A 25,365-nucleotide genomic window follows, 5' to 3' on the forward strand; every position below is an offset into this window, starting at 1 on the left:
AAAGCCTGAGTGTCTGGGGCTGGAACGCCCTCGCGTAACCGGCAAAGCTACCTGAATGCGCTTGGTCAGTCCAGCCAGGCGGGGCTGGCACTTTGCCACAAGTCAAGGCATGCTAGCCGCCCTTCGGGCGTCCGGCTTATAGTGCACGTCGCGCGCCAGTCCAGCCAAACCGCAGGATCACAGCTTGTCCAAAGTCACGCCGCCAACTCCCCTGCGCGCCGCTCACATAGCGCCGGGAGCGCCCCTGCACGGCACCTTTAAAGGCGCATTGGCGACGCTTGTCCTCATGCTGCTCGCATTATTGTTCTGGCAACTGCTCGACCAGTTGCAGCAAAACCAGAAAAACCAGCAGCAATACACCATCGACTACAGCGCCGACCTGGCTGAACAAATCAGCCTGAACATGGCCCTGAGCGCAAAAATCGCCCTCAACCTGCTACCGATGGTCGAACCGCCGCGCGACGCCGAACAGCAACAGGCCCTGATGCGCACCCTACAGCGCTCCCTGCCGGAGTTGCGCAGCGTCGCCCTGCTCGCCCCCAGCGGTGCGATGATCAGTGACAGCGCCAGCGACAGCCAGGACAGCGCCTGGCTCGAAGAATTGGTGCAGCGCAGCCATTCCCAGTCGTACTACCTGAGCAACAACAGCGACGGCACCCTTATCTATCTATTGCTGCACCAGCCGAGCGGCGGTTCACGGGTGTATTGGGCGCTGCGCCTGACGCCCAATTACCTGACCGGCCTCACCCGCCAGGATAGCCAGGGCCAACGCCCCCTGTGGGTCATCGAGAACCGCCTCAACCACCGCGTCATCAGTCGTGACAGCGGCATGCCGGCGCAATGGGCAAGCGCGCTCACCCCCGACGAACTGAACAAAAGTGTACTGGTCACGCCCCTGAGCAAAAGCGACTGGCAGTTGCGTGGGCTGTTCGACCGCACCGCCGTGCTGGAGCAACTGCTGCCGGCGTTTATCGGCAAATGCCTGCTGGGCCTGGCGTTTTCGCTGATCCCGCTGATCGTGCTGCTGAACATGCGCCGCCGCCAGCGCCAGGTGCATGAAGGCCGCCGGCGCTACCAGGATATTTTCGAAGGCACCGGCGTGGCCCTGTGCGTGCTCGACCTGTCCGGCCTCAATGCGCATTTCGACAAGGCGCACCTGCAAACCCGCGAGCAACTGCAGGCCTGGCTGCGGGATAACCCCGAAGAACGCCAGCAACTGCTCAGGGAGCTGCGCATCACCGAGGTCAACCAGGTGGCGGTGCGCCTGCTCAACGTGGGTTCCTGCGACGAAGCCTGGGAGCGCCTGATCGATGACTGCCCGCGCAACGTGACCTCCATCGGCTACCAGATCCTCGAGGCCGTGCTCACCCAGCAAAACCAGCTGGAGCTGGAAATCCAGCTCAAGGACGTGGCCGGCAACGAACAATACCTGTGGCTGGTGATGCGCCTGCCGGAGCAACAGGACGATTTCAAAGCGGTGATCCTCAGTATCAGCGATATCACCAGCCGCAAGCTGATCGAACTGTCGCTGGTGGAACGCGAGAGTTTCTGGTCGGACGTGGTGCGTACTGTGCCCGACCACCTGTATGTGCAGGACGTAATCAGCCAGCGCATGATTTTCAGCAACCACCACCTGGGCCACACCCTCGGCTATAACAAGGCCGAATTGCAGCAAATGGGCGAGTACTTCTGGGAAATCCTGCTGCACCCCGACGACGCCGGGCATTATCACGACTTGCGCCAGCAGCAACGGGAAGTCGGCTACACCACCCAACTGCAATGCCAACTGCGCTTCCGTCATCGCAATAACCAGTGGCGGCGCTTTGATATCCGCGAGCAGGCCCTGGCCCGGGACAAGAGCACGCAAGTCACGCGCATCATCGGCGTGGCCAAGGACATCACCGACCAGATCGAAGCCAGCGAATCCCTGCGCGACAGCGAACAGCGCTACCGCATGCTGGCCGAAAGCATCAGCGACGTAATCTGCTCCACCGACAGCCAGCTTGCGCTCAATTACATCAGCCCGTCGGTGAGCGCCGTGCTGGGTTACGACGTGGACTGGGTGTTCAAGAACGGCTGGCAGTCGATCATCGCCAACCCGCAACAACTGGCCGGTATCTACAGCCTGGTGGAACAGGTCAGTCGCGCGCTGGGCGACGCCGAGGCGCTGAGCAAACTGCGCGATGCAGTGCAGACCCAACTGTTCCTGTTCGACTGCCTGCGCGCCGATGGCCGCAAGGTGCCGATCGAGTTGCGCCTGGTGCTGGTGTGGGACGAACACGGCGCGTTCGAGGGCATCCTCGGCGTGGGCCGTGATATCAGCCAGCAGCGCCGCGCCGAAAAAGACCTGCGCATGGCCGCCACGGTATTCGAGCACTCCACCTCGGCGATCCTGATCACCGACCCCGCCGGTTATATCGTGCAGGCCAACGAGGCGTTCAGCCGGGTCAGCGGCTACGCGGTGGCGGATGTTCTCGACCAGTTGCCGAACATGCTCACCGTTGACGAACAGCAGGAAGCCCACCTGCGCTACGTGCTCAAGCAACTGCACCAGCACAGCACCTGGGAAGGCGAAGTGTGGCTCAAGCGCCGCAGCGGCGAGCATTACCCGGCCTGGGTCGGCATTACCGCCGTGTTCGACGATGAAGGCGACCTGGCTAGCTATGTGTGTTTCTTCAGCGATATCAGTGAGCGCAAGGCCAGCGAACAGCGCATCCACCGCCTGGCGTACTACGACGCCCTGACCCACCTGCCCAACCGCACGCTGTTCCAGGACCGCCTGCACACGGCGCTGCAGTCGGCCGAGCGGCAGAAGTCGTGGGTGGTGCTGATGTTCCTCGACCTTGACCGTTTCAAGCCGATCAACGACTCCCTGGGCCACGCTGCCGGCGACCGCATGCTCAAGGAAATGGCCACCCGCCTGCTCGGCTGCGTGGCCGAAGACGACACCGTGGCGCGCATGGGTGGCGACGAGTTCACCTTGCTCCTGCAACCGCGGGTCAGCCGCGAAATGGCGCTGAACCGCGCGATCCACGTGGCCGAGCAGATCCTCGCCAGCCTGGTGAAACCCTTTGTACTGGAAGGCCGCGAGTTCTTTGTAACCGCCAGTATCGGCATCGCCCTCAGCCCCCAGGACGGCAACGAGCTGAGCCAGCTGATGAAAAACGCCGACACGGCGATGTACCACGCCAAGGAACGCGGCAAGAACAACTTCCAGTTCTACCAGGCCGACATGAACGCCAGCGCCCTGGAACGCCTGGAGCTGGAAAGCGACCTGCGCCACGCCTTGGACCAGAACGAATTCGTGCTTTATTACCAACCGCAGTTCAGCGGCGACGGCAAACGCCTGACCGGCGCCGAAGCCCTGCTGCGCTGGCGCCATCCGCGTCGCGGGCTGGTGCCACCGGGGGACTTTATCCCGGTGCTGGAAGAGTTGGGCCTGGTGGTGGATGTGGGCGACTGGGTGATCAGCGAGGCCTGCCGCCAGCTCAAGACCTGGCACCAGAACAAGGTGCGTGTGCCGAAAGTCTCGGTGAACATCTCGGCGCGGCAGTTCTCGGACGGCCAGTTGGGTACGCGCATTGCCACCATCCTCGAAGACACCGGCCTGCCGCCGGCGTGCCTGGAGCTGGAGCTGACCGAAAGTATCCTGATGCGTGAAGTCAACGAGGCCTTGCATATCCTCGACAGCCTGAAAAACCTGGGCCTGAGCATTGCGGTGGATGACTTCGGCACTGGCTATTCGTCGCTCAACTACCTCAAGCAATTCCCCATCGACGTGCTGAAAATCGACCGCACGTTCGTCGACGGCCTGCCGTCCGGTGAGCAGGACGCGCAGATCGCCCGCGCGATCATCGCCATGGCCCATAGCCTGAACCTGGCGGTGATCGCCGAGGGTGTGGAAACCCATGAGCAGCTGGACTTCCTGCGCGAACATGGTTGCGACGAGGTGCAGGGTTACCTGTTCGGGCGGCCGATGCCGGCGAATCGGTTTGAGGCGCAGTTCAGTAATGATGCGCTGTTCATGTTCGATTGAGACTGTGTAGTGAGGCCCCTGGCCTCTTCGCGAGCAAGCCCGCTCCCACATTCGACCGCATTTCAAAGATGGAACTCGGTCAAGTGTGGGAGCGGGCTTGCTCGCGAAGGGGCCCTCACAGGCACCACTCATCCCTAAGTGAATCCCGCTTGTCCGCGACATGATGTCCTTTCATATGCCATCTAAAACCCATTGGGTTAGAATGCCCTCCTTTTCTGCCCCCGATCCTTGAGGACCGCCATGTTCAGCCGTGATTTGACTATTGCCAAGTACGACGCCGATCTCTTCGCCGCCATGGAGCAAGAAGCCGTGCGCCAGGAAGAGCACATCGAGCTGATCGCTTCGGAAAACTACACCAGCCCTGCGGTGATGGAGGCTCAAGGCTCGGTCCTGACCAACAAGTACGCCGAAGGCTACCCAGGCAAGCGCTACTACGGCGGTTGCGAATACGTCGACGTGGTTGAGCAACTGGCCATCGACCGTGCCAAGGAACTGTTCGGCGCCGATTACGCCAACGTCCAGCCACACGCCGGTTCCCAAGCCAACAGCGCCGTGTACCTGGCCCTGCTGCAAGGCGGCGACACCATCCTGGGCATGAGCCTGGCCCACGGCGGTCACCTGACCCACGGCGCCAGCGTTTCTTCCTCCGGCAAGCTGTACAACGCCGTTCAATACGGTATCGATGCCAACGGCCTGATCGACTACGACGAAGTCGAGCGCCTGGCGGTTGAACACAAGCCAAAAATGATCGTGGCGGGCTTCTCTGCCTACTCGCAGATCCTGGACTTCCCACGCTTTCGCGAGATCGCCGACAAAGTCGGTGCGTACCTGTTCGTGGACATGGCTCACGTGGCCGGTCTGGTCGCAGCTGGCGTCTACCCGAACCCGGTGCCATTCGCTGACGTGGTGACCACCACCACCCACAAGACCCTGCGCGGTCCACGTGGCGGCCTGATCCTGGCTCGCGCCAACGCCGAGATCGAGAAGAAGCTGAACTCCGCCGTATTCCCGGGCGCCCAAGGTGGCCCGCTGGAGCACGTGATCGCCGCCAAAGCGATCTGCTTCAAGGAAGCCCTGCAGCCTGAGTTCAAGACTTACCAGCAGCAAGTGGTGAAAAACGCCCAGACCATGGCCAGCGTGTTTATCGAACGCGGCTTTGACGTGGTGTCCGGCGGTACTGAAAACCACCTGTTCCTGCTGTCGCTGATCAAGCAGGACATTTCCGGTAAAGATGCTGACGCTGCCCTGGGCAAAGCCTTCATCACCGTGAACAAAAACTCCGTGCCGAACGACCCACGTTCGCCGTTCGTCACCTCCGGCCTGCGCTTCGGCACCCCGGCTGTGACCACTCGTGGCTTTAAAGAAGCAGAGTGCAAGGAACTGGCCGGCTGGATCTGCGACATCCTGGCTGACCTGAACAACGAAGCCGTGATCGACGCGGTCCGTGAGAAGGTCAAGGCCATCTGCAAGAAGCTGCCGGTGTACGGCGCTTGATTGCAGTTGCTTGAATGAAAAGCCCGGCTCTTGAGCCGGGCTTTTTTATGCCTGTCGGCATTTGAAATGCGGTTAATTGTGGGAGGGGGCTTGCCCCCGATAGCAGTGTGTCAGTCACACATTTATCTACTGACACACTCTCATCGGGGGCAAGCCCCCTCCCACATTTGATTGCATTTCAAGGCAGGTCAGGGTTGGTAGACCTTGGCAAAGCCTGCGCGAATCTTGTCTTCCGGCAGCTCATCGGCAATAAACACAATCACACTCTCCCGCGCCTCACCTTCAGCCCACTCAGTATCCCAGTCGAAGCCGTAGAGTTTCAGCACACCCTGGAACACCATCCGCCGGTCTTCCCCGGCAATATTCAGCACGCCCTTGTAGCGCAGCAGTTGCTTGCCGTGGTCTTCCAGCAGTTCGTTCATGAACTCGCTGAGGCGGTCGATATCCAGCGGCTGGTCGGTGCGCAGCACCAGGCTGGAAATGCGGTCGATGGAGGGCGCAGCACTGACCGGGCGCAGGCTCATGCCGGCGTTGAGGTTGAAGCCGCGCACATCGAGCAGTTCGGCCAGGTCGATGTTGCCGTGGTCCACCACGCGAATCGGTGCGCGGCGGTTGATGCGGGTCAGGCGCTCGCTGAGGGCGTCGAACGTGGCGGCGTCCACCAGGTCGCGCTTGCTCACCAGCAGGCGGTCGGCAAACCCGATCTGGGCCTGGGCGATGGTCTGGGTCAGGTGGTGTTCGGCGTGGGCTGCGTCCACCAGGGTGATGATGCCGTCGAGGATGTAGCGCTCGCGCAGGTCTTCATCGATAAAAAAGGTCTGGGCCACTGGCGCCGGGTCGGCCAGGCCAGTGCACTCGATCACCAGACGGTCGAAGGCAATCTCGCCGCTGTCCAGGCGTTCCAGCAGCAGGTAGAGGGCCTTGGTCAGGTCGGTGTGAATGGTGCAGCACACGCAGCCATTGGACAGGGTCATGACTTGCACCGGCTCTGCGCCTAACAGCTGGGTGTCGATACCGGCGTCGCTGAATTCGTTTTCGATCACCGCGATTTTCAGGCCGTGCTCGGCCTTGAGCAGGTGGCGCAGCAAGGTAGTCTTGCCGGCGCCAAGGAAGCCGCTGAGGATAGTTACCGGGATGGGAGAGGACAAAATATTCTCCTTGAAGAAACACAAAAACAAATGTGGGAGGGGGCTTGCCCCCGATAGCCGTGTGCCAGGCATTTATATGCCACTGATACACCGCTATCGGGGGCAAGCCCCCTCCCACATGGGATCACTGCCAGCCCGAACTCCAGGTCAACAGCACTTGGGCCCACCCTTGCCGCCGTAACGAGCTTCCTGGCGTTCCCGGAAGAACGCCTTGTAGTCCATCACCGGCTTGTCCGGGTGTTTGGTTTGCATATGCTCGACGTAGGTGTCGTAGTCGGGCATGCCGACCATCAGGCGCGCGGCCTGACCGAGGTATTTACCGAGGCGACTGATGTCATTGAACATGCTTGCAACCCTCGATTACGCGTCCGGCTGGGCCTGGAATGGTGCTTCTTTATCCGTACGTTCTTTGTTGCCCCAGGCGGCGACGCCGACCTTGAGCGCATAGAACAGGATGCTGAAGACCACAAACAGGAACAGCGCTGTCAGCGTTGCGTTGGTGTAGGCGTTCCAGATCACATGCTGCATCTGGTCGATGCTCTTGGCTGGGGCCAGGATCTGGCCGTTGGCCAGGGCATCACTGTACTTCTTGGCCAGCGACAGGAAACCGATCGCCGGGTTCGCGTCGAACAGCTTGATGAAGCCCGCCGTGGTGGTGCAGATCAGCAGCCATACAGCCGGCAGCATGGTCACCCAGATGTAGCGTTGGCGCTTCATTTTGATCAGCACAACGGTCGCCAGCATCAGCGCGATACCCGCCAGCATCTGGTTGGAGATACCGAACAGCGGCCACAAGGTGTTGATGCCGCCCAGTGGGTCGATAACGCCCTGGTACAGCAGGTAACCCCACATGGCCACGCAGCCGGCGGTCGCGATCAGGTTGGCGGTCCAGGACTCGGTGCGTTTGAGCGCCGGCACGAAGGAACCCAGCAGGTCTTGCAGCATGAAGCGACCGGCCCGAGTACCGGCGTCTACCGCCGTGAGGATGAACAACGCTTCGAACAGGATCGCAAAGTGGTACCAGAACGCCATGGTGTTTTCACCTGGCAGCACACTGTGCAGGATCTGCGCGATACCCACGGCCAGCGTCGGTGCACCGCCGGCACGCGCCAGGATGGTGGTTTCACCGATGTCATGGGCCACGGCCGACAGCGCCTCAGGCGTAATCGCAAAACCCCAGCTGCTGACGGTTTGCGCCACAGTCACCACGTCGGTGCCGACAATGGCGGCCGGGCTGTTCATGGCGAAGTACACGCCAGGCTCGATCACCGAAGCCGCAACCATCGCCATGATGGCCACGAATGACTCCATCAGCATGCCGCCGTAACCGATGTAACGGGCATGGCTTTCATTGGCCAGCAACTTGGGCGTGGTGCCCGAAGAGATCAGCGCGTGGAACCCCGAGACCGCGCCACAGGCAATGGTGATGAACAGGAACGGGAACAGGCCGCCCTTCCACACCGGGCCGGTGCCGTCGATGAACTGGGTCAGGGCCGGCATTTTCAGGTCAGGCATGGTGACCAGGATGCCGATCGCCAGAGCGATGATGGTGCCGATTTTGAGGAAGGTGGAGAGGTAGTCACGCGGGGCCAGGATCAGCCACACCGGCAGTACCGCCGCGACGAAACCGTAGCCGATCAGCATCCAGGTGATCTGGATACCGGTGAAGGTGAACGCCTTGGCCCACACAGGATCGGCGGCAATCTGCCCGCCCAGCCAGATCGAACCGAGCAGCAACAGCACGCCGATGACCGAAATCTCACCGATGCGGCCCGGGCGGATGTAGCGCATGTAGATGCCCATGAACATCGCGATCGGGATAGTCGCCATCACCGTGAAGATGCCCCATGGGCTCTCTGCCAGGGCCTTGACCACGATCAGCGCCAGCACCGCGAGGATGATGATCATGATCAGGAAGCAGCCGAACAGCGCGATGGTCCCCGGAATGCGGCCCATTTCTTCGCGAACCATATCCCCCAGGGAACGGCCGTTGCGACGAGTGGACAGGAACAGGACCATGAAGTCCTGCACGGCACCGGCCAGCACCACGCCGGCAATCAGCCAGAGCGTGCCGGGCAGGTAGCCCATTTGCGCTGCCAGTACCGGGCCGACCAGTGGGCCTGCACCGGCAATCGCCGCAAAGTGGTGACCGAAAAGGATGTGTTTGTTGGTCGGCACATAGTCCAGACCGTCGTTGTTGACCACTGCGGGGGTGGCCCGCCGTGGATCGAGTTGCATCACGTTGTTAGCGATGAACAGACTGTAGTAACGGTACGCGACCAGATAAATGGCCACGGCAGCGACCACAATCCACAAGGCGTTGATCGCCTCGCCGCGGCGCAAGGCCACTACGCCAAGGGCGCACGCTCCTACGATTGCCAGCACCAGCCAGGGTAGGTGGCGTAGCAGGCTATTATTATTTTTCATTTTTATATTCCAGCCAGGGTGGACAGAAAGGACAGCCAGTCCGAGTTTAGCGCTGTTGGCCCCAAAGACCACCCCCCTACGTTGGTCTAGAGCCTTGCCGGGGCAAAAAAAGCGGAAATAAATGCCCGTTGATGGCTTAAGGCTACAATCCCTTTATCCACAGAGGGTTTCACCATGACCGAGCACCCGTCTGACCGCCGCCGTTTTCGGCGTATTGCCTTCGATGCCCGCACAACCATCGCGCAAGACGGCTGGAATTGGCCGGTGCAATTGGTGGATTTATCGCTCAAGGGTTTGCTGGTGCAACGCCCGGACGACTGGCGCGGCAATGGCAAGGCGCCGTTCGATGTGGATATCCGCCTGGACCCACAGGCGCATATACAGATGCAGGTCAGGCTGGCCCATGACGATCATGGCCAGCTTGGGTTTGTGTGCGAGCACATTGACCTGGAGTCGATCAGCCATTTGCGCAGGCTGATCGAGCTGAACCTGGGGGATGAAGAAGAACTGCACCGCGAGTTGGCGGCGCTGCTGGAAATCTAACAGCCAACATTAATCAAATGTGGGAGGGGGCTTGCCCCCGATGGCAGTGTGTCAGGCACTAAATAGGTCACTGACACACCGCTATCGGGGGCTTGCCCCCTCCCACATTGGTTTTTGCAGTGTTGCTGGTTATTCGAACAGTGCATCCAGCGCCTGCTCCAGGCGCGTGACTCCAATAATCGTTATGCCCGGCGGCGACTCTTTCGGCGCATTGCCCTTGGGCACAATCGCCCGCTTGAAGCCGTGCTTGGCCGCCTCCTTCAAGCGTTCCTGACCGCTCGGCACCGGGCGCACTTCACCCGACAAGCCCACTTCACCAAACACCAGCAGGTCATGAGGCAACGGCTTGTTGCGCAGGCTGGACATCACCGCCGCCATCAAGGCCAGGTCGGACGCCGTCTCCAGCACCTTGACCCCACCGACCACGTTGAGGAACACATCCTGGTCGTGGGTCGGGATGCCGCCATGCCGGTGCAGTACCGCCAGCAACATCGCCAGGCGGTTCTGGTCCAGGCCGAGGGTCACCCGTCGCGGGTTGGCCAGGTGGCTGTCGTCCACCAGCGCCTGCACTTCCACCAGCATGGGGCGGGTGCCTTCCCACGTTGCCATCACCACACTGCCCGGGACTTCTTCCTGGGCGCGGGTAAGAAAAATCGCCGAAGGGTTAGAGACTTCTTTCAGCCCCCGGTCGGTCATGGCGAACACACCCAGTTCGTTGACGGCACCGAAGCGGTTCTTCACCGCGCGCAGCAGGCGCAGGCGGCCGTCGGACTCGCCTTCGAAATACAGCACGGTATCGACCATATGCTCGAGCACCCGCGGCCCGGCCAAGGCGCCTTCTTTGGTCACGTGGCCGACCAGGAAAATCGCCGTGCCACTCTGCTTGGCATACCGCACCAGCAGCGCCGCACTTTCGCGCACCTGGGACACCCCGCCCGGCGCCGATTGCAGTTGCTCGGTGAAAATCGTTTGGATCGAGTCGATCACCATGACCTTGGGTTTTTCGATACGGGCCGTGGCGATGATGCTTTCGATGCAGGTTTCGGTCATGACCCGCAGCTGGTCCTGGGGCAAGCCCAGGCGCCGGGCGCGCATGGCCACTTGCTGCTGGGATTCTTCGCCGGTGACGTACAGCGCCGGCATGCGGCTGGCGATGCTGCACAGGGTTTGCAGCAGGATCGTCGATTTGCCGATGCCGGGGTCACCGCCGATCAGCACCACCGAGCCGTCCACCAGGCCGCCGCCGAGTACCCGGTCCAGCTCGCCGGACGCCGTGGAGAAACGCGGAATCTCTTCGACGCTGACTTCGGCCAGGGTCTTGATCTGCGCCTGTTGCCCGGTCCAGCCGGCACGGCCGGTGGGGGCTGCGGCGCCGCCGCTTTCGATCATGGTTTCCGTCAGGGTGTTCCACGCGCCGCATTCGGTGCATTGGCCGGCCCACTTGGGAAAGGTCGCGCCGCACTCCGTGCAGCCGTACATGCGCTTGGCCTTTGCCATTTGAGAACCTCCAACCGAAAAACCGCGATGATAGCTCAGCGCGACGCCGGGGTCCGGATTTCACCGCTGGCCAATCGTGAAGCACTGTTGCCGATCGGGTCTTCGGCGTTGAGGTCCGCGCCCTTGGCTTTGAGTTCATCCAGCAGCTCAACGCGCTTGAACAACCCGGCGTACATGGCGGCGGTCTGCCCGGCGCCGTTGCGTTGGTCAGGGTTGCAGTCGGTAGCCAGCAGGCGCTGGGCGATTTTCAGCTCCGCTTTGAAGATCGCGCCCATCAAGGCTGTGTTGCCGCGTTTGTCCTGCACACAGGCATCGGCGCCGGCGGCGAGCAGGCGCTCTACGTAGGCGTTTTCACCATGGTAGGCGGCGAGGATCAGCGCGGTGTAGCCCTTATCGTCCTGGGTGTTGAGGCTGTAGCCCGAATCGATAAAGGTGTTGAGCATGTCGAGGTCGCCACGGCGGGCGGCGTCGAAGTAATAGTCTTGCAGCTGCGCCTTGAGCGCTGTCGGCTCAGGGGATTCGGCATGGGCGACAAAGGCCAGCATGGCCAGCAGCAAACCGATAGAAATACGCATGGTTTTCTCTCCTGCCAAAAGGCCGATGCCCACACCGGGCATCGACCATAACCAACGGATCAGTCGTTGAGTTTGTCGGCCAGCGCCTTCACGCGCGCCAGGTCACCCTTGGCAACCTTCGCAACGCCGGTGCCGTACTCCGGGTCGGCTTTGTAGAGGAACGACAGGATGATGTGCTTGCTCTCGTCATCGGTGGTGGCCAGCGAGCCACCGAAGTTTTCGATCAAGTCTTGACGCTCTTTCTTACTGTAGGAGCGGTACAAATCACCGGCCTGCTTGAAGTTCTGCTCACGCTGGATCTTCGCCTGCTGGGTGCTGCCCGCCAGCGCCGACTGGCTGTAACGCGCGGTTTGCGGTTCCTCGCGGTTTTCCAGGCGGCTTGGCTGGTAGTTCACGCCGCTGGTGGTCTTGCCGAAATTCATCGCGCCATCCTGGTTACCGTTGTTGACGGTGACCCGCGGGGCGTTGATCGGCAATTGCAGGGCATTGGCGCCCAGGCGATACATCTGCGTGTCGGCGTAGGAGAACACCCGGCCTTGCAGCAGGCGGTCCTCGGACGGCTCGATGCCCGGCACCAGGTTAGCCGGGGCCATGGCCACTTGCTCGGTCTCTTGGAAGACGTTCGCCGGGTTGCGGTTCAGCACCATCTGCCCGACTTTGCGCTCGGGGACATTCGGCCAGATCTTGGTCGCGTCCAGCGGGTCGAAGTCGAACTTGGCCAGGTCTTCCGGCTTGAGTACCTGCACGTACAGGTCCCACTTGGGGAAATCGCCCTTATTGATGTGGGTGACCAGGTCGTTTGTCATGTGGCTGTAGTCACGGCCCTGCACTTCGGTGACTTGCTTGGGGTCGAGGTTCTTGATGCCTTGCAGGCTCTTCCAGTGGAACTTGACGTAGTGCACCTCGCCCTTGGCGTTGATCAACTTGTAGGCGTGCACGCCATTGCCGTCCATTTCCCGGTAGCTGGCCGGAGTGCCGGAGTCGGAATACAGCTCGGTCAGCGTGCGGGTGGACTCTGGAACGTGGGAGAAGAAGTCGAAGCGGCGTGAGTCGTCATCCAGGTTGGTGCGCGGGTCGGGCTTGAACGCGTGGACCATATCGGGAAATTTGATCGCGTCGCGAATAAAGAACGTGGGGAAGTTATTGCCCACCAGGTCCCAGTTGCCGTCGGCGGTGTAGAACTTGGTGGCGAAGCCGCGCGGGTCACGCAGGGTTTCCGGGGAGTGGTTGCCATGCACCACGGCAGAAAAACGCACGAACACCGGGGTGGCCTCGCCGGCGGCGAACACCTTGGCCTTGGTCAGGTCGCTGAGGTTATCCGTGACGGTAAACGTGCCATGGGCACCGGTGCCACGGGCATGCACGACGCGCTCAGGGATGCGCTCGCGGTCGAAACGTTGCAGCTTCTGGATCAACTGCACGTCTTGCAGCAGCACCGGGCCATTGGCGCCGGCGGTCTGGGAGTTCTGGTTGTCGCCGACGGCAGCGCCATTATCGCGGGTCAGGTTGGCGGCGTGTACGGACAGGGAAAGCAGGCTGGCGGTTGCCAGAACCAACGCATATCGCGCTGAAACGGGCCCACGGCGTGTAGGGGTTTTCATCAAGTTTTCCTCTGGTTTTTTTAGTGCACATTCAGTTGTGCTTGCCAGAGGCTAGTGACCCTAGAGTCAGAAGATAAATAGAAAAACCGTACCAGGCCGATTAATAAAATAGTGTGGTAACCCACTGAAATGACGCGTAATTCGCGCGCGATTGGTGGCACTTTGCAAACTATTTGCGATTTAATGTGTCGATAAAAATTAACAGTGTTGCCGGTTGTGACGGGCAAGCCCGCTATGACTGACTTACACTGAGCCCCACCCTTCTCATCTGTAACAAGGAATAACCTATGGGCGTGATCAGTGAGTTCAAGGCCTTCGCGGTCAAAGGTAATGTGGTCGATATGGCCGTCGGTATCATCATCGGCGCCGCCTTCGGCAAAATTGTTTCCTCGTTTGTAGGCGACGTGGTGATGCCGCCCATTGGCCTGCTGATCGGCGGCGTAGACTTCGGTGACCTGGCGATAACGCTCAAGGCAGCGCAAGGCGATGTGCCTGCGGTGGTGCTGGCGTACGGCAAGTTCATCCAGAGCGTGATCGACTTTGTGATTGTCGCGTTTGCGATCTTCATGGGCGTGAAAGCCATCAACCGCCTGAAGCGTGAAGAGGCCGTGGCACCGAGCTTGCCACCAACGCCGACCAAGGAAGAACTGCTGCTGGGTGAGATCCGCGATCTGCTCAAGGCACAGAACGACAAGCCGCTTTAACCGGCACAGGCTTGGCAAAAAGGGCGCCCACTTGAGGCGCCTTTTTTATTACCAATAGTTTTCCACGGCCACCTGGCCAGGGCGGCGGCTGAGGCTCAGTTGCATGTCGCGCTGCTTGAGCAACTGGCGGGTGTCATCGACCATCTGCGGGTTGCCGCAAATCAGCACGCGCGAATGCTCGGGCGTCAGCGCCACGCCGGCAGCGCGCTCCAGCTCACCGTTTTCGATCAATGTGGTAATGCGCCCATTCAAGGCGCCGGGGTGTTGCTCACGGGTGACGGTGGGGATGTAAGTCAGTTTGTGTGCGTACTCGGCCAGGTACTCACGCTGCCCCAGCTCCTTGATCAGCGACTGGTAGGCCAGTTCCTGGGCTTCCCGCGCGCTGTACACCAGGACAATGCGCTCGAATTTCTCCCAGACTTCGAAATCCTGAAGGATCGACAAAAACGGCGCCACCCCGGTGCCGGTGCCCAACAGCCAAAGATCGCGACCATCGACGAAGCGGTTCAGTGTGAGGAACCCGGTGGCCTGGCGTTCCACCAGCAAGGTATCGCCCACCCGCAGGCGGCTCAGCTCACTGGTGAACTCCCCGCCAGGGACCACAATCGAGAAGAAATCCAAGTGCTCATCAAAGGGCGAGGACACCACCGAATAAGCGCGCCACACCGTGCTGCCATCGGCTTTGGTCACGCCCAGGCGTACGAACTGGCCGGCGGTAAACCGGAAACCCGGGTCGCGGGTGGTGCGCAACGTAAACAGGCTGGGGGTCAGCGATTGCACATCGAGCAAGGTCTGGCGGGTGAATTTCTCAGCGCTGGCGGTCATGGGGGGCTCCGTTCTACGAGGGGCCTAGTGTCCCTCAAAGTCGCGCGCAGAAACACCGGTGGTTTGTAGTGGCATCCCATGCAAGCCCAACAATGGCAGTTCAATAGCATTACAAATCAATTAGCTATTACCTCCATTATCAGAGACACAAACATAATGTTTAATTTGCGTTGATTAAATGCGTTAACTCACTAAAAAACCATAAGAAAAAAAGTAACGCCTCACCAGGCAAACTAACCACCTTGTCGAAAAGTCATTAATTACCTTCGACAAATAACAAAAATTTCATTCTGCCTTGTGGCTCATGTCCTACAATCATTTCCGTGCAACTTTGGGAATTCAGGACGTATCCCATGTCACGGAGAACCCCCATGGAGAGTTACCAATGCTTACCTGGCGCAACACACGACTCCCCAAGCTGGAAGGCGAAAGCGAGGCCACCAGCCTTTTCGATATGGCCGTCAACCACACTTACGCACTCGGCTTCCAATACTGTTCATTCACAATGAGTACTCAACTACCGAATAACCAAACGAAGCCCATCCACATCAACAACTATCCCGACGAATGGAATAACCTCTACAACCAAGCACGCTTTTATGAAGTTGATCCGGTTGTCAAACATTGCAAGCGTTGTGTATTGCCGCTTGTATGGGAGGAAAAAGCATTTAAAGACGCACCTAACCTATGGTCTTTAGCCCAATCATATGGCGTGCATCTGGGCTGGACCCAAGCCGTGCATGATTTCCAGGGCGTGTTCAGCATGCTGACCCTTGGGCGCAGTAAAGGCGAAGTCAGCCCGGAGGAGTTGTACGAAAAGGCCGGCCAGGTATTGTGGTTGTGCCACGCGCTGCATGCGGTCGTAGTGCGCACGTTTGCCGGCACCCCCAGCATCAACCCGGCCAGCACATTGACCTCGCGTGAAACGGAAGTCCTCAAGTGGTCGGCCATGGGCAAGACCGCGGCAGATATCGCCACCATCATGTGCCTGTCCGAACGCACGGTGGGCTTTCATATCTGCAGCTGCTTCAAGAAGCTGGGGGTTAACAACAAGATCGCCGCCGTGCTTTGTGCCTCGAAAGCGGGCTTGTTTTAAGCATCGTTGAAACACCGCATGTAATCCCTCTGGAAAAAAAGTAACATTTGCCACTCGCTCTGAGTGCTGAGCAGCCCCCCAGGGGTGCCGCCCGTAGTGCACTCAGACGCTTGCGCAGACGACTGCCGAGCCCCCATCGATTACCCAGAGCCTCCCCCGCCATGCCCCTGCTCGACAGCCCCTTCGCCCAGCTCGATCTGATCCGCCAGCCAGAGCAACATAACGATCCGCTGCAAGCCTTCGACGCCGCTGACGAGTACCTGCTCAGCCACCTCGCCGAACAGCAACCGAGCGCCACCACCCGCGTGCTGGTACTCAATGACAGCTTCGGCGCGCTGGCGGCCAGCCTGCAAGGCCATGCGCAGGTGACGTCCAGCGGCGACTCATTCCTCGCCGCCCAAGGCCTGGAAAAAAACCTGGTGCGCAACGGCAAGGCCTTTGATGCCGTGCCGTTCATCCCCGCCAGCCAGGTGCCCGCCGGCCCGTTCGACCGCGTGCTGATCCGCGTGCCCAAGACCCTGGCGTTACTCGAAGAACAACTGATTCGCCTGCAAGGCCAACTGGCGCCGAGCGCCGAGGTGATCGCGGGGGCGATGGTCAAGCACCTGCCCCGGGCAGCAGGTGAGTTGCTTGAACGCTACATCGGCCCGATGCAGGCCTCGCTGGCGGTGAAAAAAGCCCGGCTGCTGATCGCCACCGTTGAAGATCGCCCCACGGCCGTCTCGCCCTACCCGACGCGCTACACGCTGGACGCTCCCGCCATCGAACTGCTGAACCACGCCAACGTGTTCTGCCGCGAAAGCCTGGACATCGGCACCCGCGCGTTCCTGCCGCACTTGCCGAAAAACCTCGGCAGCGCACGCGTAGCCGACCTGGGTTGCGGCAACGGCGTGCTGGCGATTGCCAGCGCGCTGCACAACCCCGACGCGCAATACACCTTGGTGGACGAGTCGTACATGGCCGTGCAGTCGGCCCTGGAGAACTGGCAAGCCGCCCTCGGCGCGCGCGACGTGAGTGTGCGCGCCGCCGATGGCCTGGCGGGCCAGGAGCCCGATTCGCTGGACGTGGTGTTGTGCAACCCGCCCTTCCACCAGCAGCAGGTGGTCGGTGACTTCCTCGCCTGGCGCATGTTCCAGCAAGCCCGGGCTGCGCTGGTAGTCGGCGGCGCACTCTATATAGTCGGCAACCGCCACCTGGGTTATCACACCAAACTGGCGCGTTTGTTCCGCGGTGTCGAGCAGGTCGCCACCACGCCGAAGTTCGTCATCCTCAAGGCGCGCAAATAAAAAAAGCCCTCATGACGAGGGCTTGAAAACCGGGCTGCATAGCCCGGATCGGGATGTCAGTGAGTGGTCAGGCCGGCCGCATTCATAAACATGCGCATCAGGCTGGCCACGACAAACAGGGCCAGCACACTGCCGGTCCAGATCATCGCCAGCCACCCCAGGCGCCGCCACAACGGCTGCTTTTCGGCCTGTTCGATCTCGTGCAACGTAGGTTTGCCGGACATGCAACGACCCTCCTAGTGATAACCGTCTTCGTGGGTGACCTTGCCGCGGAACACGTAGTAGCTCCAGAAGGTGTAACCCAGGATGAACGGGATGATGAACAACGTGCCGACCAGCATGAAGCCCTGGCTCTGCGGTGGTGCGGCGGCGTCCCAGATCGACACCGATGGCGGAATGATATTTGGCCACAGGCTGATCCCCAGTCCGCTGTAGCCGAGGAAGATCAGCACCAGCGTCAGCAGGAACGGCGTGTAGTGCGCATTGCGAGCCACCGCGCGAATCAGCCCGTACATGGTCACCAGCACCAGGATCGGCACCGGCAGGAACCAGAACAGGTTCGGCAGGGTGAACCAGCGCGAAGCGATTTCCGGGTGCGTCAGTGGCGTCCAGATACTCACGATACCGATCACCGCCAGCACCACGAAAGCCAACGGCCGCGCCAGGTCGTGCATCTTCTCCTGCAATGGCCCTTCGGTTTTCATGATCAGCCAGGTGCAGCCGAGCAAGGCATACGCCACGATCAACGCCACACCGCAAAACATCGTGAACGGTGTAAGCCAATCCAGCGAGCCACCGGCAAACTGGCGGTCGACCACCGGGATGCCGTCGATAAACGCGCCGAGCGCCACGCCTTGGAAAAACGTCGCCGCCAGCGAGCCGCCGATAAAGGCCTTGTCCCACAGGTGACGCTTGTGGTCCTTGGCCTTGAAACGGAACTCGAAGGCCACGCCACGGAAGATCAGCCCGATCAGCATCAAAATCAGCGGCAGGTACAACGCCGACAACACCACTGAATAGGCCAGCGGGAACGCGCCGAACAACGCTGCGCCGCCGAGTACCAGCCAGGTTTCGTTGCCGTCCCATACCGGCGCGACGGTGTTCATCATCACGTCACGGTCGACTTTGCCGGGGATAAACGGAAAGAGGATGCCGATGCCCAGGTCGAAGCCGTCCATGACCACATACATCATGATGCCGAAGATGATGATCACGGCCCAGATCAGCGGAAGATCAATACCCATCTCAATTCCCCTTGTGCTGGATGTGGGCTTGGTCGTCATCGCTGCCGTCATCGGCCGCAGACAAAGGCCGAGCCGGCGTGCGTTTCTGGCCAGGACCACCGTGCGTGGGTTCGCTGCCTTCGTGGGTCTGAGGCCCTTTGCGCACCAGGCGCATCATGTAGCCCAAGCCCGCGCCGAACAGCGCGAAGTACACCACCACGAACAGCACCAGGGTGATGGTCATCTGCGCCAGGCTATGCCCGGACGACGCATCCGCCGTGCGCATCAAGCCGTAGACCACCCACGGCTGGCGGCCGATCTCGGTGGTGAACCAGCCGGCCAGAATCGCGATCAGGCCGGACGGCCCCATCCACAAGGCCAGGTACAGGAACGGTTTGGACGTGTACATCTTGTCGCCACGACGCAGCCACAGGCTGAACAACCCGGTGAAGATCATCAGGAAGCCCAGGCCGACCATGACCCGGAACGACCAGAACACAATGGTCGAATTAGGGCGGTCCTCCGGCGGGAACTCCTTGAGCGCCGGCACCTGTTTATCCAGGGAGTGGGTGAGGATCAGGCTGCCCAGGTACGGGATCTCGACGGCGTATTTGGTTTTTTCGGCCTTCATATCCGGCCAGCCAAACAGGATCAGCGGGGTAGGCTCATCGCCTTTGTTTTCCCAGTGGCCCTCGATCGCGGCGATTTTCGCCGGCTGGTGCTTCAAGGTGTTGAGGCCGTGGAAGTCACCGATCACCGCCTGGATAGGCGCGACGATCAGCGCCATCCACATTGCCATGGACAGCATTTTGCGGATCGCCGGGTTGTCCTTGCCGCGCAGCAAATGCCAGGCCGCCGAGGAGCCGACAAAAAACGCCGTGGCAACGAAGGCCGCCGTGGCCATGTGCATCAGGCGGTAGGGGAAGGACGGGTTGAAGATCACTGCCAGCCAGTCGGTAGGGATCACACGCCCGTCGATGATTTCAAAGCCCTGGGGCGTCTGCATCCAGCTGTTGGACGCGAGAATCCAGAACGTCGAGATCAACGTACCGACGGCCACCATCACGGTGGAGAAGAAGTGCAGCTTGCGCCCCACCTTGTTCCAGCCGAACAGCATCACCCCGAGGAAACCGGCCTCAAGGAAGAAGGCCGTAAGTACTTCGTACGTAAGAAGCGGCCCGGTGACGGCGCCGGCGAAGTCCGAGAAGCGGCTCCAGTTGGTGCCGAACTGGTAGGCCATGACCAACCCGGAGACCACACCCATGCCGAAGTTGACGGCAAAGATCTTCGACCAGAAATGGTAGAGGTCACGGTAAGTGTCGTTGTGGGTCTTGAGCCACAAGCCCTCCAGCACCGCGAGGTAACTGGCCAGGCCGATGGTGATCGCCGGGAACAGGATGTGGAACGAGATGGTGAATGCGAATTGAATTCGGGCGAGATCTAGCGCCTCCAAACCGAACATAAGTCTTCCTCTGTCAGGTAATACCGGCTGCTGGCGGGAGCCTGCACCCACTGCCCCCACGGATATGGAGTGTGGCGAATTTCAATTCGTTTCTTTTTTTACCAGCCACGTAGGGATTCTGGCCTTGCGGCCGCCAGAGCAATCCCCACGGAGGTTTTGATCTGGATCAAGCATTGCTGAAAGAGTAGTCCCATTTTCGATGTTGGTCGGCGTGGTCTTTTGCCGCGTGACAGACTGCCTCAGCTCAGTTGTTGCAACTATCTGTTACAACTTAGTGATAATCTCGGCGCTCCCTCCGGCCCTGACCAGAATTCCCGATGCCTAGTGAACCTGCGTTGCTGTTGCGTCACCACCGCCCTTTCATCGCGTTCTGGCTGGCACGGATCTTTACCGCCAGCGGCTTCCAGATGCTCACCGTGGCCATTGGCTGGAACCTCTACCAACTGACCGGCAATGTGCTGGACCTGGGGTTGGTCGGCCTGGTGGAATTCGTGCCTCGCGTGCTGTTCATGCTGCACACCGGGCATGTTGCCGACCGCTACGAGCGGCGCAAGGTCGCCGCCATCTGCCAGACCGTGCAGGCGTTGATCGCACTGTCCCTGGCCATCGGCGGCCTGACTGGCAACGTGACCCGCGAAATGATCTTTATCCTCGCCTTCCTGCTCGGCGCCGCGCGCTCCTTCGAGATGCCCACCACCCAGGCCATGCTGCCGAGCATCGTGCCCAGCGCCCTGTTCCCGCGGGCCGTGGCCTCGTCGCAATCGGCCCAGCAACTGGCCACCATCGTGGCCCCGGCCCTTGGCGGCTTGCTCTACGCCTTCGGCAGCGTGTGGGTGTATGGCCCGACCGTGGTGCTGTACATCATCGCCTGCGTGCTGACCCTCAACCTGCCCGCCCGCCAGACTCCACTGAACAAAGGCAAGGCCACCCTGGACTCGTTGCTGGCCGGCATCCGCTTTATTCGCAGCCGCCCGGACATCCTCGGGGCGATTTCCCTCGACCTGTTTGCGGTGCTGCTGGGCGGCGCCACGGCGCTGCTGCCGGTGTTCGCCAAGGACATCCTGCTGACCGGCGCCTGGGGCCTGGGCCTGCTGCGTTCGGCGCCGGCGGTGGGGGCGTTGTTGATGTCATTGTGGCTCGCGCGGTTCTCGGTGGACCGCCATGTAGGCCGCGTGATGTTCACCGCTGTGGGCGTATTCGGCGTGGCGACCATCGCGTTCGGCCTGTCCACGTCATTCTGGTTCTCCCTGGCGGTGCTGGTGGTGCTGGGCGCGGCGGACATGATCAGCATGGTGATCCGTGCCTCCTTCGTGCAGTTGGAAACCCCGGATGAAATGCGCGGCCGGGTCAGTGCGGTCAACGGCCTGTTTATCGGCGCGTCCAACCAACTGGGCGAGTTCGAATCGGGGATTACCGCCCACTGGTTCGGCACCGTGCCCGCCGTGGTCATGGGCGGGATCGGTACACTGGTGGTGACTGGGGTGTGGATCAAGCTGTTCCCGACGTTGGCCAACCGCGACCGCATGCATGTGCCGGTGGAAGAAACCAAGGTCTGAGCCCCACCACCGAATCTGATGCTGGAATACAGTCAATGTGGGAGGGGGCTTGCCCCCGATAGCGGTGGTTCAGTCAATTAGATGTCGACTGACACTCCGCTATCGGGGGCAAGCCCCCTCCCACACTTTGATACCTATGCGTTTGCAAGACCGGGTTACAACACCTTATCCAAGGTGATCGGAAACTCCCGCACCCGCTTGCCGGTGGCATGGTAAATCGCATTCGCCACCGCCGCCGCCACGCCGACAATGCCAATCTCCCCCACGCCCTTGGACCCAAGGGCGTTGACGATCTCGTCGTGTTCTTCGACGAACACCACATCAATGTCGCCGATATCGGCATTTACCGGGATGTGGTACTCGGCCAGGCTGTGGTTCATGTAACGCCCTAGCGTATGGTCGACCTGGGTTTCTTCATGCAGGGCCATGCCGATGCCCCAGACCACGCCGCCGAGAATCTGGCTGCGGGCCATCTTGGGGTTGACCACACGCCCAGCCGCTATCGCACTGACGACCCGACGCACCTTGATCGTGCCCAGGTCCTCATCTACCTGAACCTCCACAAACACCGCCGAATGGGTGGCCGTGGCATAGCCTTCACGCTTTTTGTCGGGCTCGCTGTCGACCTGCACCTCCAAAGCGTCTTCGCCACTGTCCTTGACCAGTTGCGCCAACGACACGCTCACATCACCGGTATGCAACTGGCCGTTTTCGAAACGCACGGCTTCAGCCTCCTGGAATACCGGATACGTCTGCCGGGCGATGGTCAGCAACTTGGCATTCAAGGCTTCGCAGGCTTGCTGCACGGCAGTGCCCACCGACGACACGGTAAAAGAGCCGCCCTGCAGCGGCGCGGTGGGTAAGGACGAGTCGCCGAGTAAAAAGCTGATGTCGGCCATCGCCACGCCGCTGGCCTGCGCGGCAATCTGGGTCATGACCGTGTAGGTGCCGGTGCCGATATCGGTGGTGGCGCTGCTGACCGTCAGCTTGCCTTGCGCATCGATGCGGGCCTTGGCGCTGGCCTTCATTTGCATGGCTTCCCAGACACCGCCGGCCATGCCCCAGCCAATCAACTGGCGGCCATCGCGCATGCTGCGCGGTTCCGGGTTGCGCTGACTCCAGCCAAAACGCTCGGCGCCTTCGCGATAACACTCGCGCAGGGCTTTGCTGGACCAGGGCTTGTCTTCGTTCTGGTTGCGCTCGGCATAGTTGATCAGCCGCAGTTGCACCGGGTCCATGCCCAGCGCGCAGGCCAATTCATCCATGGCGCACTCCAGGCCGATCACGCCCAGGGCGGCGCCCGGCGCGCGCATATCCAGCGGGGTGAATACGTCCAGCGGCACCAGTTTGTAGGTCAACTGCACGTTGTCGCAGTGATAGAGCATGCCGCTCCATTCCACCACGTGTTCGCTGAAATCCTCGAAACGCGAAGTCTGGCCGACGGCGGTGTGCCCCAACGCGAGCAGCCGACCATCGGCCGCCGCGCCCATCTGCAAGCGCTGCAAAGTGCGCGGGCGATAACCGAAGGTGAACATCTGCTGGCGGGTGAGCGTGACGCGCACCGAGCGCTTGAGTGCCAGGGAAGCCATCACCGCCAGCGGCAATTGATACTGCGGGCGCAGCCCGGAACCGAAAGCCCCGCCGACGAACGCAGCAAAAATGCGCACCTGGCTTTTATCCAGGCCGAAGACTTTTTGCACATAGGCCTGGCAGTTCTGCGGGCCTTGGGTCTTGTCGTGGATATGCAGCGTGCCGTCCGGTTGAAACAGCACCGTACTGGCGTGGGGTTCCATCGGGTTGTGGTGTTCGATGGGGGTGCTGTAGTGCAGATCGAGGCTGACGGCGGCGGCGGCCCATTCGGCCTGGAAGTTACCGCGCGGCTTCGGCGGGGTTTGCGGCGACGGGTGCGCCTGCGCCTGCTGGGCGATTAAATCGGTCTCGAAGCCTTCGGTTTCGTACTCGATGCTGACCAGCGAGCCGGCGTGCCGTGCCAGTTCCAGGTTATCGGCCACGACCAGCGCCAGGGGCTGGCCGCTGTACAGCACGCGATCGTTATACAGCGGGCGAAAGGGCGAGCCATCCGCCGCATCGGCATCGGCGAAGGCATCGTCGTAGCTGGCGATTTGGGGGCGGTTGCGGTGATCGATCACGGCCACTACGCCCGGCAGGGCCAATGCCTGGGAGGCGTCGATGCGCAGCACGCGGCCCTTGGCGATCGTGCTGGAGACCACGCTGCCATGCAGCAGGCCTGCCTCGGGAAACTCACCGGCATAACGCGCCTGGCCGGTGACCTTGAGCAGACCGTCAACGCGGTCCAGGGGTTTGCCGATGGCGGTCATGGTTGTTCTCCTGCGACAGCGGCATCGCTAAGCGCGCGAATGATCGCGCGACGCGCCAGCTTGATCTTGAAGCCGTTGTGCTCCAGGGCTTCTGCGTCTTGCAGCAAGGCGTCGGCGGCGTTGCTGAAGGTTTCGCGGCTCACCGCCTGGCCGATCAGCGAGGCTTCCACCGCGCGGTCACGCCAGGGTTTGTGTGCTACGCCGCCGAGGGCCAGGCGTGCGTCGACAATCCTGTCACCGTCCAATTCGAGGGCGGCGGCAACGGACACCAAGGCGAACGCGTAGGACGCACGGTCGCGGATTTTCAAGTAGTGGCTGTGGCGCGCCAGGTGGTCGGCAGGCAATTCAATGGCGGTGATCAGCTCATCGTCGGCCAATTGGTTGTCGCGCTGTGGCGCATCGCCGGGCAGGCGGTGGAAGTCGGCAAACTCAATGATGCGTGCGCCGCCACGCCCTTCCACGTGCACCCGTGCCTCCAAGGCGGCCAAGGCCACGCACATGTCCGACGGGTGCGTGGCCACGCACTGTTCGCTGGCGCCGAGGATGGCGTGGATACGGTTCAACCCGGTACGCGCCGGGCAGCCGCTGCCGGGCTCGCGTTTGTTGCACGGCACGGCGGCGTCATAGAAGTAGTAGCAACGGGTGCGCTGCAGCAGATTGCCGCCGGTGCTGGCCATGTTGCGCAGTTGCGGCGAGGCGCCGGCCAGGATGGCCTGGGACAGCAACGGGTAACGCTGTTCGATCAACGGGTGCCAGGCCAGGTCGGCGTTGCTGACCAGTGCACCGATGCGCAGGCCGCCCTCGGCGGTTGCTTCGATCTGATGCAGCGGCAGGCCGGTGATATCGATCAGGTGTTCGGGGCGGCTGATGTTTTCTTTCATCAAGTCCAGCAAGTTGGTGCCACCGGCGATAAAGCGCGACGCCGCGCTGCTCAGGTGCACCGCATCATGTACATCGGTGGGCTTACTGTAATGGAAGGGGTTCATTGCCCACCTCCCAACACATCTTCGATGGCATCGCGAATGTTGCTGTAGGCACCGCAGCGGCACAGGTTGCCGCTCATTAATTCCTGGACCTCTGCAGTACTTTTCGCACGGCCCTCATTCGCCAGGCCTACAGCGGAGCAGATCTGGCCGGGGGTGCAGTAGCCGCACTGGAAGGCGTCGTGATTGATAAACGCCTGCTGCATGGGGTGCAACTGGTCGCCGTTGGCCAGCCCTTCGATGGTGGTGAGTTCGGCGCCGTCGCACATCACGGCGAGGGTCAGGCAGGCGTTTACCCGTTTGCCATCGCGCAACACGGTACAGGCGCCGCATTGGCCGTGGTCGCAGCCTTTTTTGCTGCCCACCAGGTCGAGTTGCTCGCGCAACAGGTCGAGCAAGGTGGTCCAGGGCAACACGTCCAACTGGCGTTCTTGGCCATTCAGGGTCAAGCGTATCGGGTGGGCGACGAACGGTTGGGCCGCCGCGCCATTGGGGGTCGCGCTCATAAACACCTCACGGGTTGGTGTACATCCGCGGCGTTCAGGGAAATCGCCGTCTCAGGGGTACGAC

The 25,365-nt window shown here is 61.3% G+C and carries 20 protein-coding genes; 7 read left to right on the forward strand and 13 right to left on the reverse strand.

Annotated features, from left to right (window positions below):
• Window positions 1-184: 184 nt before the first annotated feature.
• Complete coding sequence (locus CXQ82_RS27090) at window positions 185-4,036, forward strand: bifunctional diguanylate cyclase/phosphodiesterase (protein WP_101273082.1); 3,852 nt, start codon at window positions 185-187, stop codon at window positions 4,034-4,036.
• A 240-nt stretch (window positions 4,037-4,276) separates the two neighbouring features.
• A complete protein-coding gene (gene glyA, locus CXQ82_RS27095; RefSeq protein ID WP_032884674.1) occupies window positions 4,277-5,530 on the forward strand; it encodes a serine hydroxymethyltransferase in 1,254 nt (417 codons plus the stop codon).
• Between the two features lie 188 nt (window positions 5,531-5,718).
• On the opposite strand, the gene yjiA is transcribed toward glyA, so the two are convergent.
• The 3 genes from yjiA to CXQ82_RS27110 all read right to left on the reverse strand — a co-directional run bounded on the left by yjiA (window position 5,719) and on the right by CXQ82_RS27110 (window position 9,105).
• Entirely contained in the window at window positions 5,719-6,678 is a 960-nt protein-coding gene (yjiA, locus tag CXQ82_RS27100) for a GTPase (protein WP_101273083.1), read from the reverse strand.
• 147 nt (window positions 6,679-6,825) lie between these two features.
• On the reverse strand, window positions 6,826-7,023 hold the full coding sequence (locus CXQ82_RS27105) for a YbdD/YjiX family protein (RefSeq protein ID WP_003194308.1): 198 nt from the start codon (window positions 7,021-7,023) through the stop codon (window positions 6,826-6,828).
• Window positions 7,024-7,038: 15 nt separating this feature from the next.
• Complete coding sequence (locus tag CXQ82_RS27110) at window positions 7,039-9,105, reverse strand: carbon starvation CstA family protein (protein ID WP_101273084.1); 2,067 nt, start codon at window positions 9,103-9,105, stop codon at window positions 7,039-7,041.
• Between the two features lie 174 nt (window positions 9,106-9,279).
• Here CXQ82_RS27110 and CXQ82_RS27115 point away from each other — a divergent pair, with 174 nt between their 5' ends.
• Window positions 9,280-9,648 (forward strand): PilZ domain-containing protein, encoded by a 369-nt coding sequence (locus CXQ82_RS27115; protein ID WP_101273085.1) that lies wholly within the window; start codon window positions 9,280-9,282, stop codon window positions 9,646-9,648.
• 129 nt (window positions 9,649-9,777) lie between these two features.
• Here the strand turns inward: CXQ82_RS27115 and radA are convergent, their stop codons facing one another.
• From radA to katB, 3 genes are read right to left on the reverse strand one after another with little or no spacing between them, the layout of a single operon-like run.
• Complete coding sequence (gene radA, locus CXQ82_RS27120) at window positions 9,778-11,145, reverse strand: DNA repair protein RadA (RefSeq protein ID WP_101273086.1); 1,368 nt, start codon at window positions 11,143-11,145, stop codon at window positions 9,778-9,780.
• A 35-nt stretch (window positions 11,146-11,180) separates the two neighbouring features.
• Window positions 11,181-11,720: an ankyrin repeat domain-containing protein gene (locus CXQ82_RS27125; protein ID WP_101273087.1), complete on the reverse strand. Its 540-nt coding sequence runs from the start codon at window positions 11,718-11,720 to the stop codon at window positions 11,181-11,183.
• 59 nt (window positions 11,721-11,779) lie between these two features.
• Window positions 11,780-13,321, reverse strand: coding sequence for a catalase KatB (gene katB / locus CXQ82_RS27130; RefSeq protein ID WP_101273088.1), 1,542 nt, complete (start codon window positions 13,319-13,321; stop codon window positions 11,780-11,782).
• A 287-nt stretch (window positions 13,322-13,608) separates the two neighbouring features.
• Here katB and mscL point away from each other — a divergent pair, with 287 nt between their 5' ends.
• Window positions 13,609-14,025 (forward strand): large-conductance mechanosensitive channel protein MscL, encoded by a 417-nt coding sequence (gene mscL, locus CXQ82_RS27135; RefSeq protein WP_056858221.1) that lies wholly within the window; start codon window positions 13,609-13,611, stop codon window positions 14,023-14,025.
• Window positions 14,026-14,073: 48 nt separating this feature from the next.
• Here the strand turns inward: mscL and CXQ82_RS27140 are convergent, their stop codons facing one another.
• Window positions 14,074-14,850, reverse strand: a complete 777-nt coding sequence (locus tag CXQ82_RS27140) for a ferredoxin--NADP reductase (protein WP_101273089.1) — start codon at window positions 14,848-14,850, stop codon at window positions 14,074-14,076.
• A 385-nt stretch (window positions 14,851-15,235) separates the two neighbouring features.
• Here CXQ82_RS27140 and CXQ82_RS27145 point away from each other — a divergent pair, with 385 nt between their 5' ends.
• Both CXQ82_RS27145 and CXQ82_RS27150 read left to right on the forward strand, forming a co-directional pair.
• Window positions 15,236-15,946 (forward strand): LuxR family transcriptional regulator, encoded by a 711-nt coding sequence (locus tag CXQ82_RS27145; protein ID WP_101273090.1) that lies wholly within the window; start codon window positions 15,236-15,238, stop codon window positions 15,944-15,946.
• 161 nt (window positions 15,947-16,107) lie between these two features.
• A complete protein-coding gene (locus CXQ82_RS27150) occupies window positions 16,108-17,232 on the forward strand; it encodes a methyltransferase (protein WP_101273091.1) in 1,125 nt (374 codons plus the stop codon).
• A 56-nt stretch (window positions 17,233-17,288) separates the two neighbouring features.
• Here the strand turns inward: CXQ82_RS27150 and CXQ82_RS27155 are convergent, their stop codons facing one another.
• Genes CXQ82_RS27155 through CXQ82_RS27165 form a run of 3 tightly spaced genes read right to left on the reverse strand, consistent with a single transcriptional unit; the run spans window position 17,289 to window position 19,917 of the window.
• On the reverse strand, window positions 17,289-17,456 hold the full coding sequence (locus tag CXQ82_RS27155) for a DUF2474 domain-containing protein (protein ID WP_010562540.1): 168 nt from the start codon (window positions 17,454-17,456) through the stop codon (window positions 17,289-17,291).
• 12 nt (window positions 17,457-17,468) lie between these two features.
• On the reverse strand, window positions 17,469-18,476 hold the full coding sequence (gene cydB / locus CXQ82_RS27160) for a cytochrome d ubiquinol oxidase subunit II (RefSeq protein ID WP_101273092.1): 1,008 nt from the start codon (window positions 18,474-18,476) through the stop codon (window positions 17,469-17,471).
• A gap of 1 nt (window position 18,477) precedes the next feature.
• The gene (locus CXQ82_RS27165; protein WP_101273093.1) at window positions 18,478-19,917 is read right to left on the reverse strand and encodes a cytochrome ubiquinol oxidase subunit I; all 1,440 of its coding nucleotides are present in this window, start codon (window positions 19,915-19,917) and stop codon (window positions 18,478-18,480) included.
• 317 nt (window positions 19,918-20,234) lie between these two features.
• Between CXQ82_RS27165 and CXQ82_RS27170 the strand changes: the two genes are divergently transcribed.
• Window positions 20,235-21,473: an MFS transporter gene (locus CXQ82_RS27170; RefSeq protein WP_101273094.1), complete on the forward strand. Its 1,239-nt coding sequence runs from the start codon at window positions 20,235-20,237 to the stop codon at window positions 21,471-21,473.
• Between the two features lie 155 nt (window positions 21,474-21,628).
• Here the strand turns inward: CXQ82_RS27170 and CXQ82_RS27175 are convergent, their stop codons facing one another.
• From CXQ82_RS27175 to CXQ82_RS27185, 3 genes are read right to left on the reverse strand one after another with little or no spacing between them, the layout of a single operon-like run.
• On the reverse strand, window positions 21,629-23,812 hold the full coding sequence (locus CXQ82_RS27175; protein WP_101273095.1) for a xanthine dehydrogenase family protein molybdopterin-binding subunit: 2,184 nt from the start codon (window positions 23,810-23,812) through the stop codon (window positions 21,629-21,631).
• Window positions 23,809-24,798: a xanthine dehydrogenase family protein subunit M gene (locus CXQ82_RS27180; protein ID WP_101273096.1), complete on the reverse strand. Its 990-nt coding sequence runs from the start codon at window positions 24,796-24,798 to the stop codon at window positions 23,809-23,811. The genes CXQ82_RS27175 and CXQ82_RS27180 overlap by 4 nt, the downstream gene beginning before the upstream one ends.
• Window positions 24,795-25,301 carry a (2Fe-2S)-binding protein gene (locus tag CXQ82_RS27185; protein ID WP_101273097.1) on the reverse strand — a complete coding sequence of 169 codons (507 nt, stop codon included), beginning with the start codon at window positions 25,299-25,301 and terminating at the stop codon, window positions 24,795-24,797. The genes CXQ82_RS27180 and CXQ82_RS27185 overlap by 4 nt, the downstream gene beginning before the upstream one ends.
• Window positions 25,302-25,365: the final 64 nt, after the last annotated feature.

This window comes from Pseudomonas sp. S09G 359, assembly GCF_002843605.1.
Taxonomy (GTDB): domain Bacteria; phylum Pseudomonadota; class Gammaproteobacteria; order Pseudomonadales; family Pseudomonadaceae; genus Aquipseudomonas.

Coding starts and splice junctions, on each gene's coding strand:
- CXQ82_RS27170 (WP_101273094.1), top strand. CDS start 20,235: ATGCCTAGTGAACCTGCGTTGCTGTTGCGTCACCACCGCCCTTTCATC.
- CXQ82_RS27145 (WP_101273090.1), top strand. CDS start 15,236: ATGCTTACCTGGCGCAACACACGACTCCCCAAGCTGGAAGGCGAAAGC.
- glyA (WP_032884674.1), top strand. CDS start 4,277: ATGTTCAGCCGTGATTTGACTATTGCCAAGTACGACGCCGATCTCTTC.
- CXQ82_RS27115 (WP_101273085.1), top strand. CDS start 9,280: ATGACCGAGCACCCGTCTGACCGCCGCCGTTTTCGGCGTATTGCCTTC.
- cydB (WP_101273092.1), bottom strand. CDS start 18,476: ATGGGTATTGATCTTCCGCTGATCTGGGCCGTGATCATCATCTTCGGC.
- CXQ82_RS27140 (WP_101273089.1), bottom strand. CDS start 14,850: ATGACCGCCAGCGCTGAGAAATTCACCCGCCAGACCTTGCTCGATGTG.
- CXQ82_RS27150 (WP_101273091.1), top strand. CDS start 16,108: ATGCCCCTGCTCGACAGCCCCTTCGCCCAGCTCGATCTGATCCGCCAG.
- CXQ82_RS27175 (WP_101273095.1), bottom strand. CDS start 23,812: ATGACCGCCATCGGCAAACCCCTGGACCGCGTTGACGGTCTGCTCAAG.
- CXQ82_RS27155 (WP_010562540.1), bottom strand. CDS start 17,456: ATGTCCGGCAAACCTACGTTGCACGAGATCGAACAGGCCGAAAAGCAG.
- CXQ82_RS27110 (WP_101273084.1), bottom strand. CDS start 9,105: ATGAAAAATAATAATAGCCTGCTACGCCACCTACCCTGGCTGGTGCTG.
- CXQ82_RS27180 (WP_101273096.1), bottom strand. CDS start 24,798: ATGAACCCCTTCCATTACAGTAAGCCCACCGATGTACATGATGCGGTG.
- CXQ82_RS27105 (WP_003194308.1), bottom strand. CDS start 7,023: ATGTTCAATGACATCAGTCGCCTCGGTAAATACCTCGGTCAGGCCGCG.
- radA (WP_101273086.1), bottom strand. CDS start 11,145: ATGGCAAAGGCCAAGCGCATGTACGGCTGCACGGAGTGCGGCGCGACC.
- CXQ82_RS27125 (WP_101273087.1), bottom strand. CDS start 11,720: ATGCGTATTTCTATCGGTTTGCTGCTGGCCATGCTGGCCTTTGTCGCC.
- CXQ82_RS27185 (WP_101273097.1), bottom strand. CDS start 25,301: ATGAGCGCGACCCCCAATGGCGCGGCGGCCCAACCGTTCGTCGCCCAC.
- CXQ82_RS27165 (WP_101273093.1), bottom strand. CDS start 19,917: ATGTTCGGTTTGGAGGCGCTAGATCTCGCCCGAATTCAATTCGCATTC.
- katB (WP_101273088.1), bottom strand. CDS start 13,321: ATGAAAACCCCTACACGCCGTGGGCCCGTTTCAGCGCGATATGCGTTG.
- mscL (WP_056858221.1), top strand. CDS start 13,609: ATGGGCGTGATCAGTGAGTTCAAGGCCTTCGCGGTCAAAGGTAATGTG.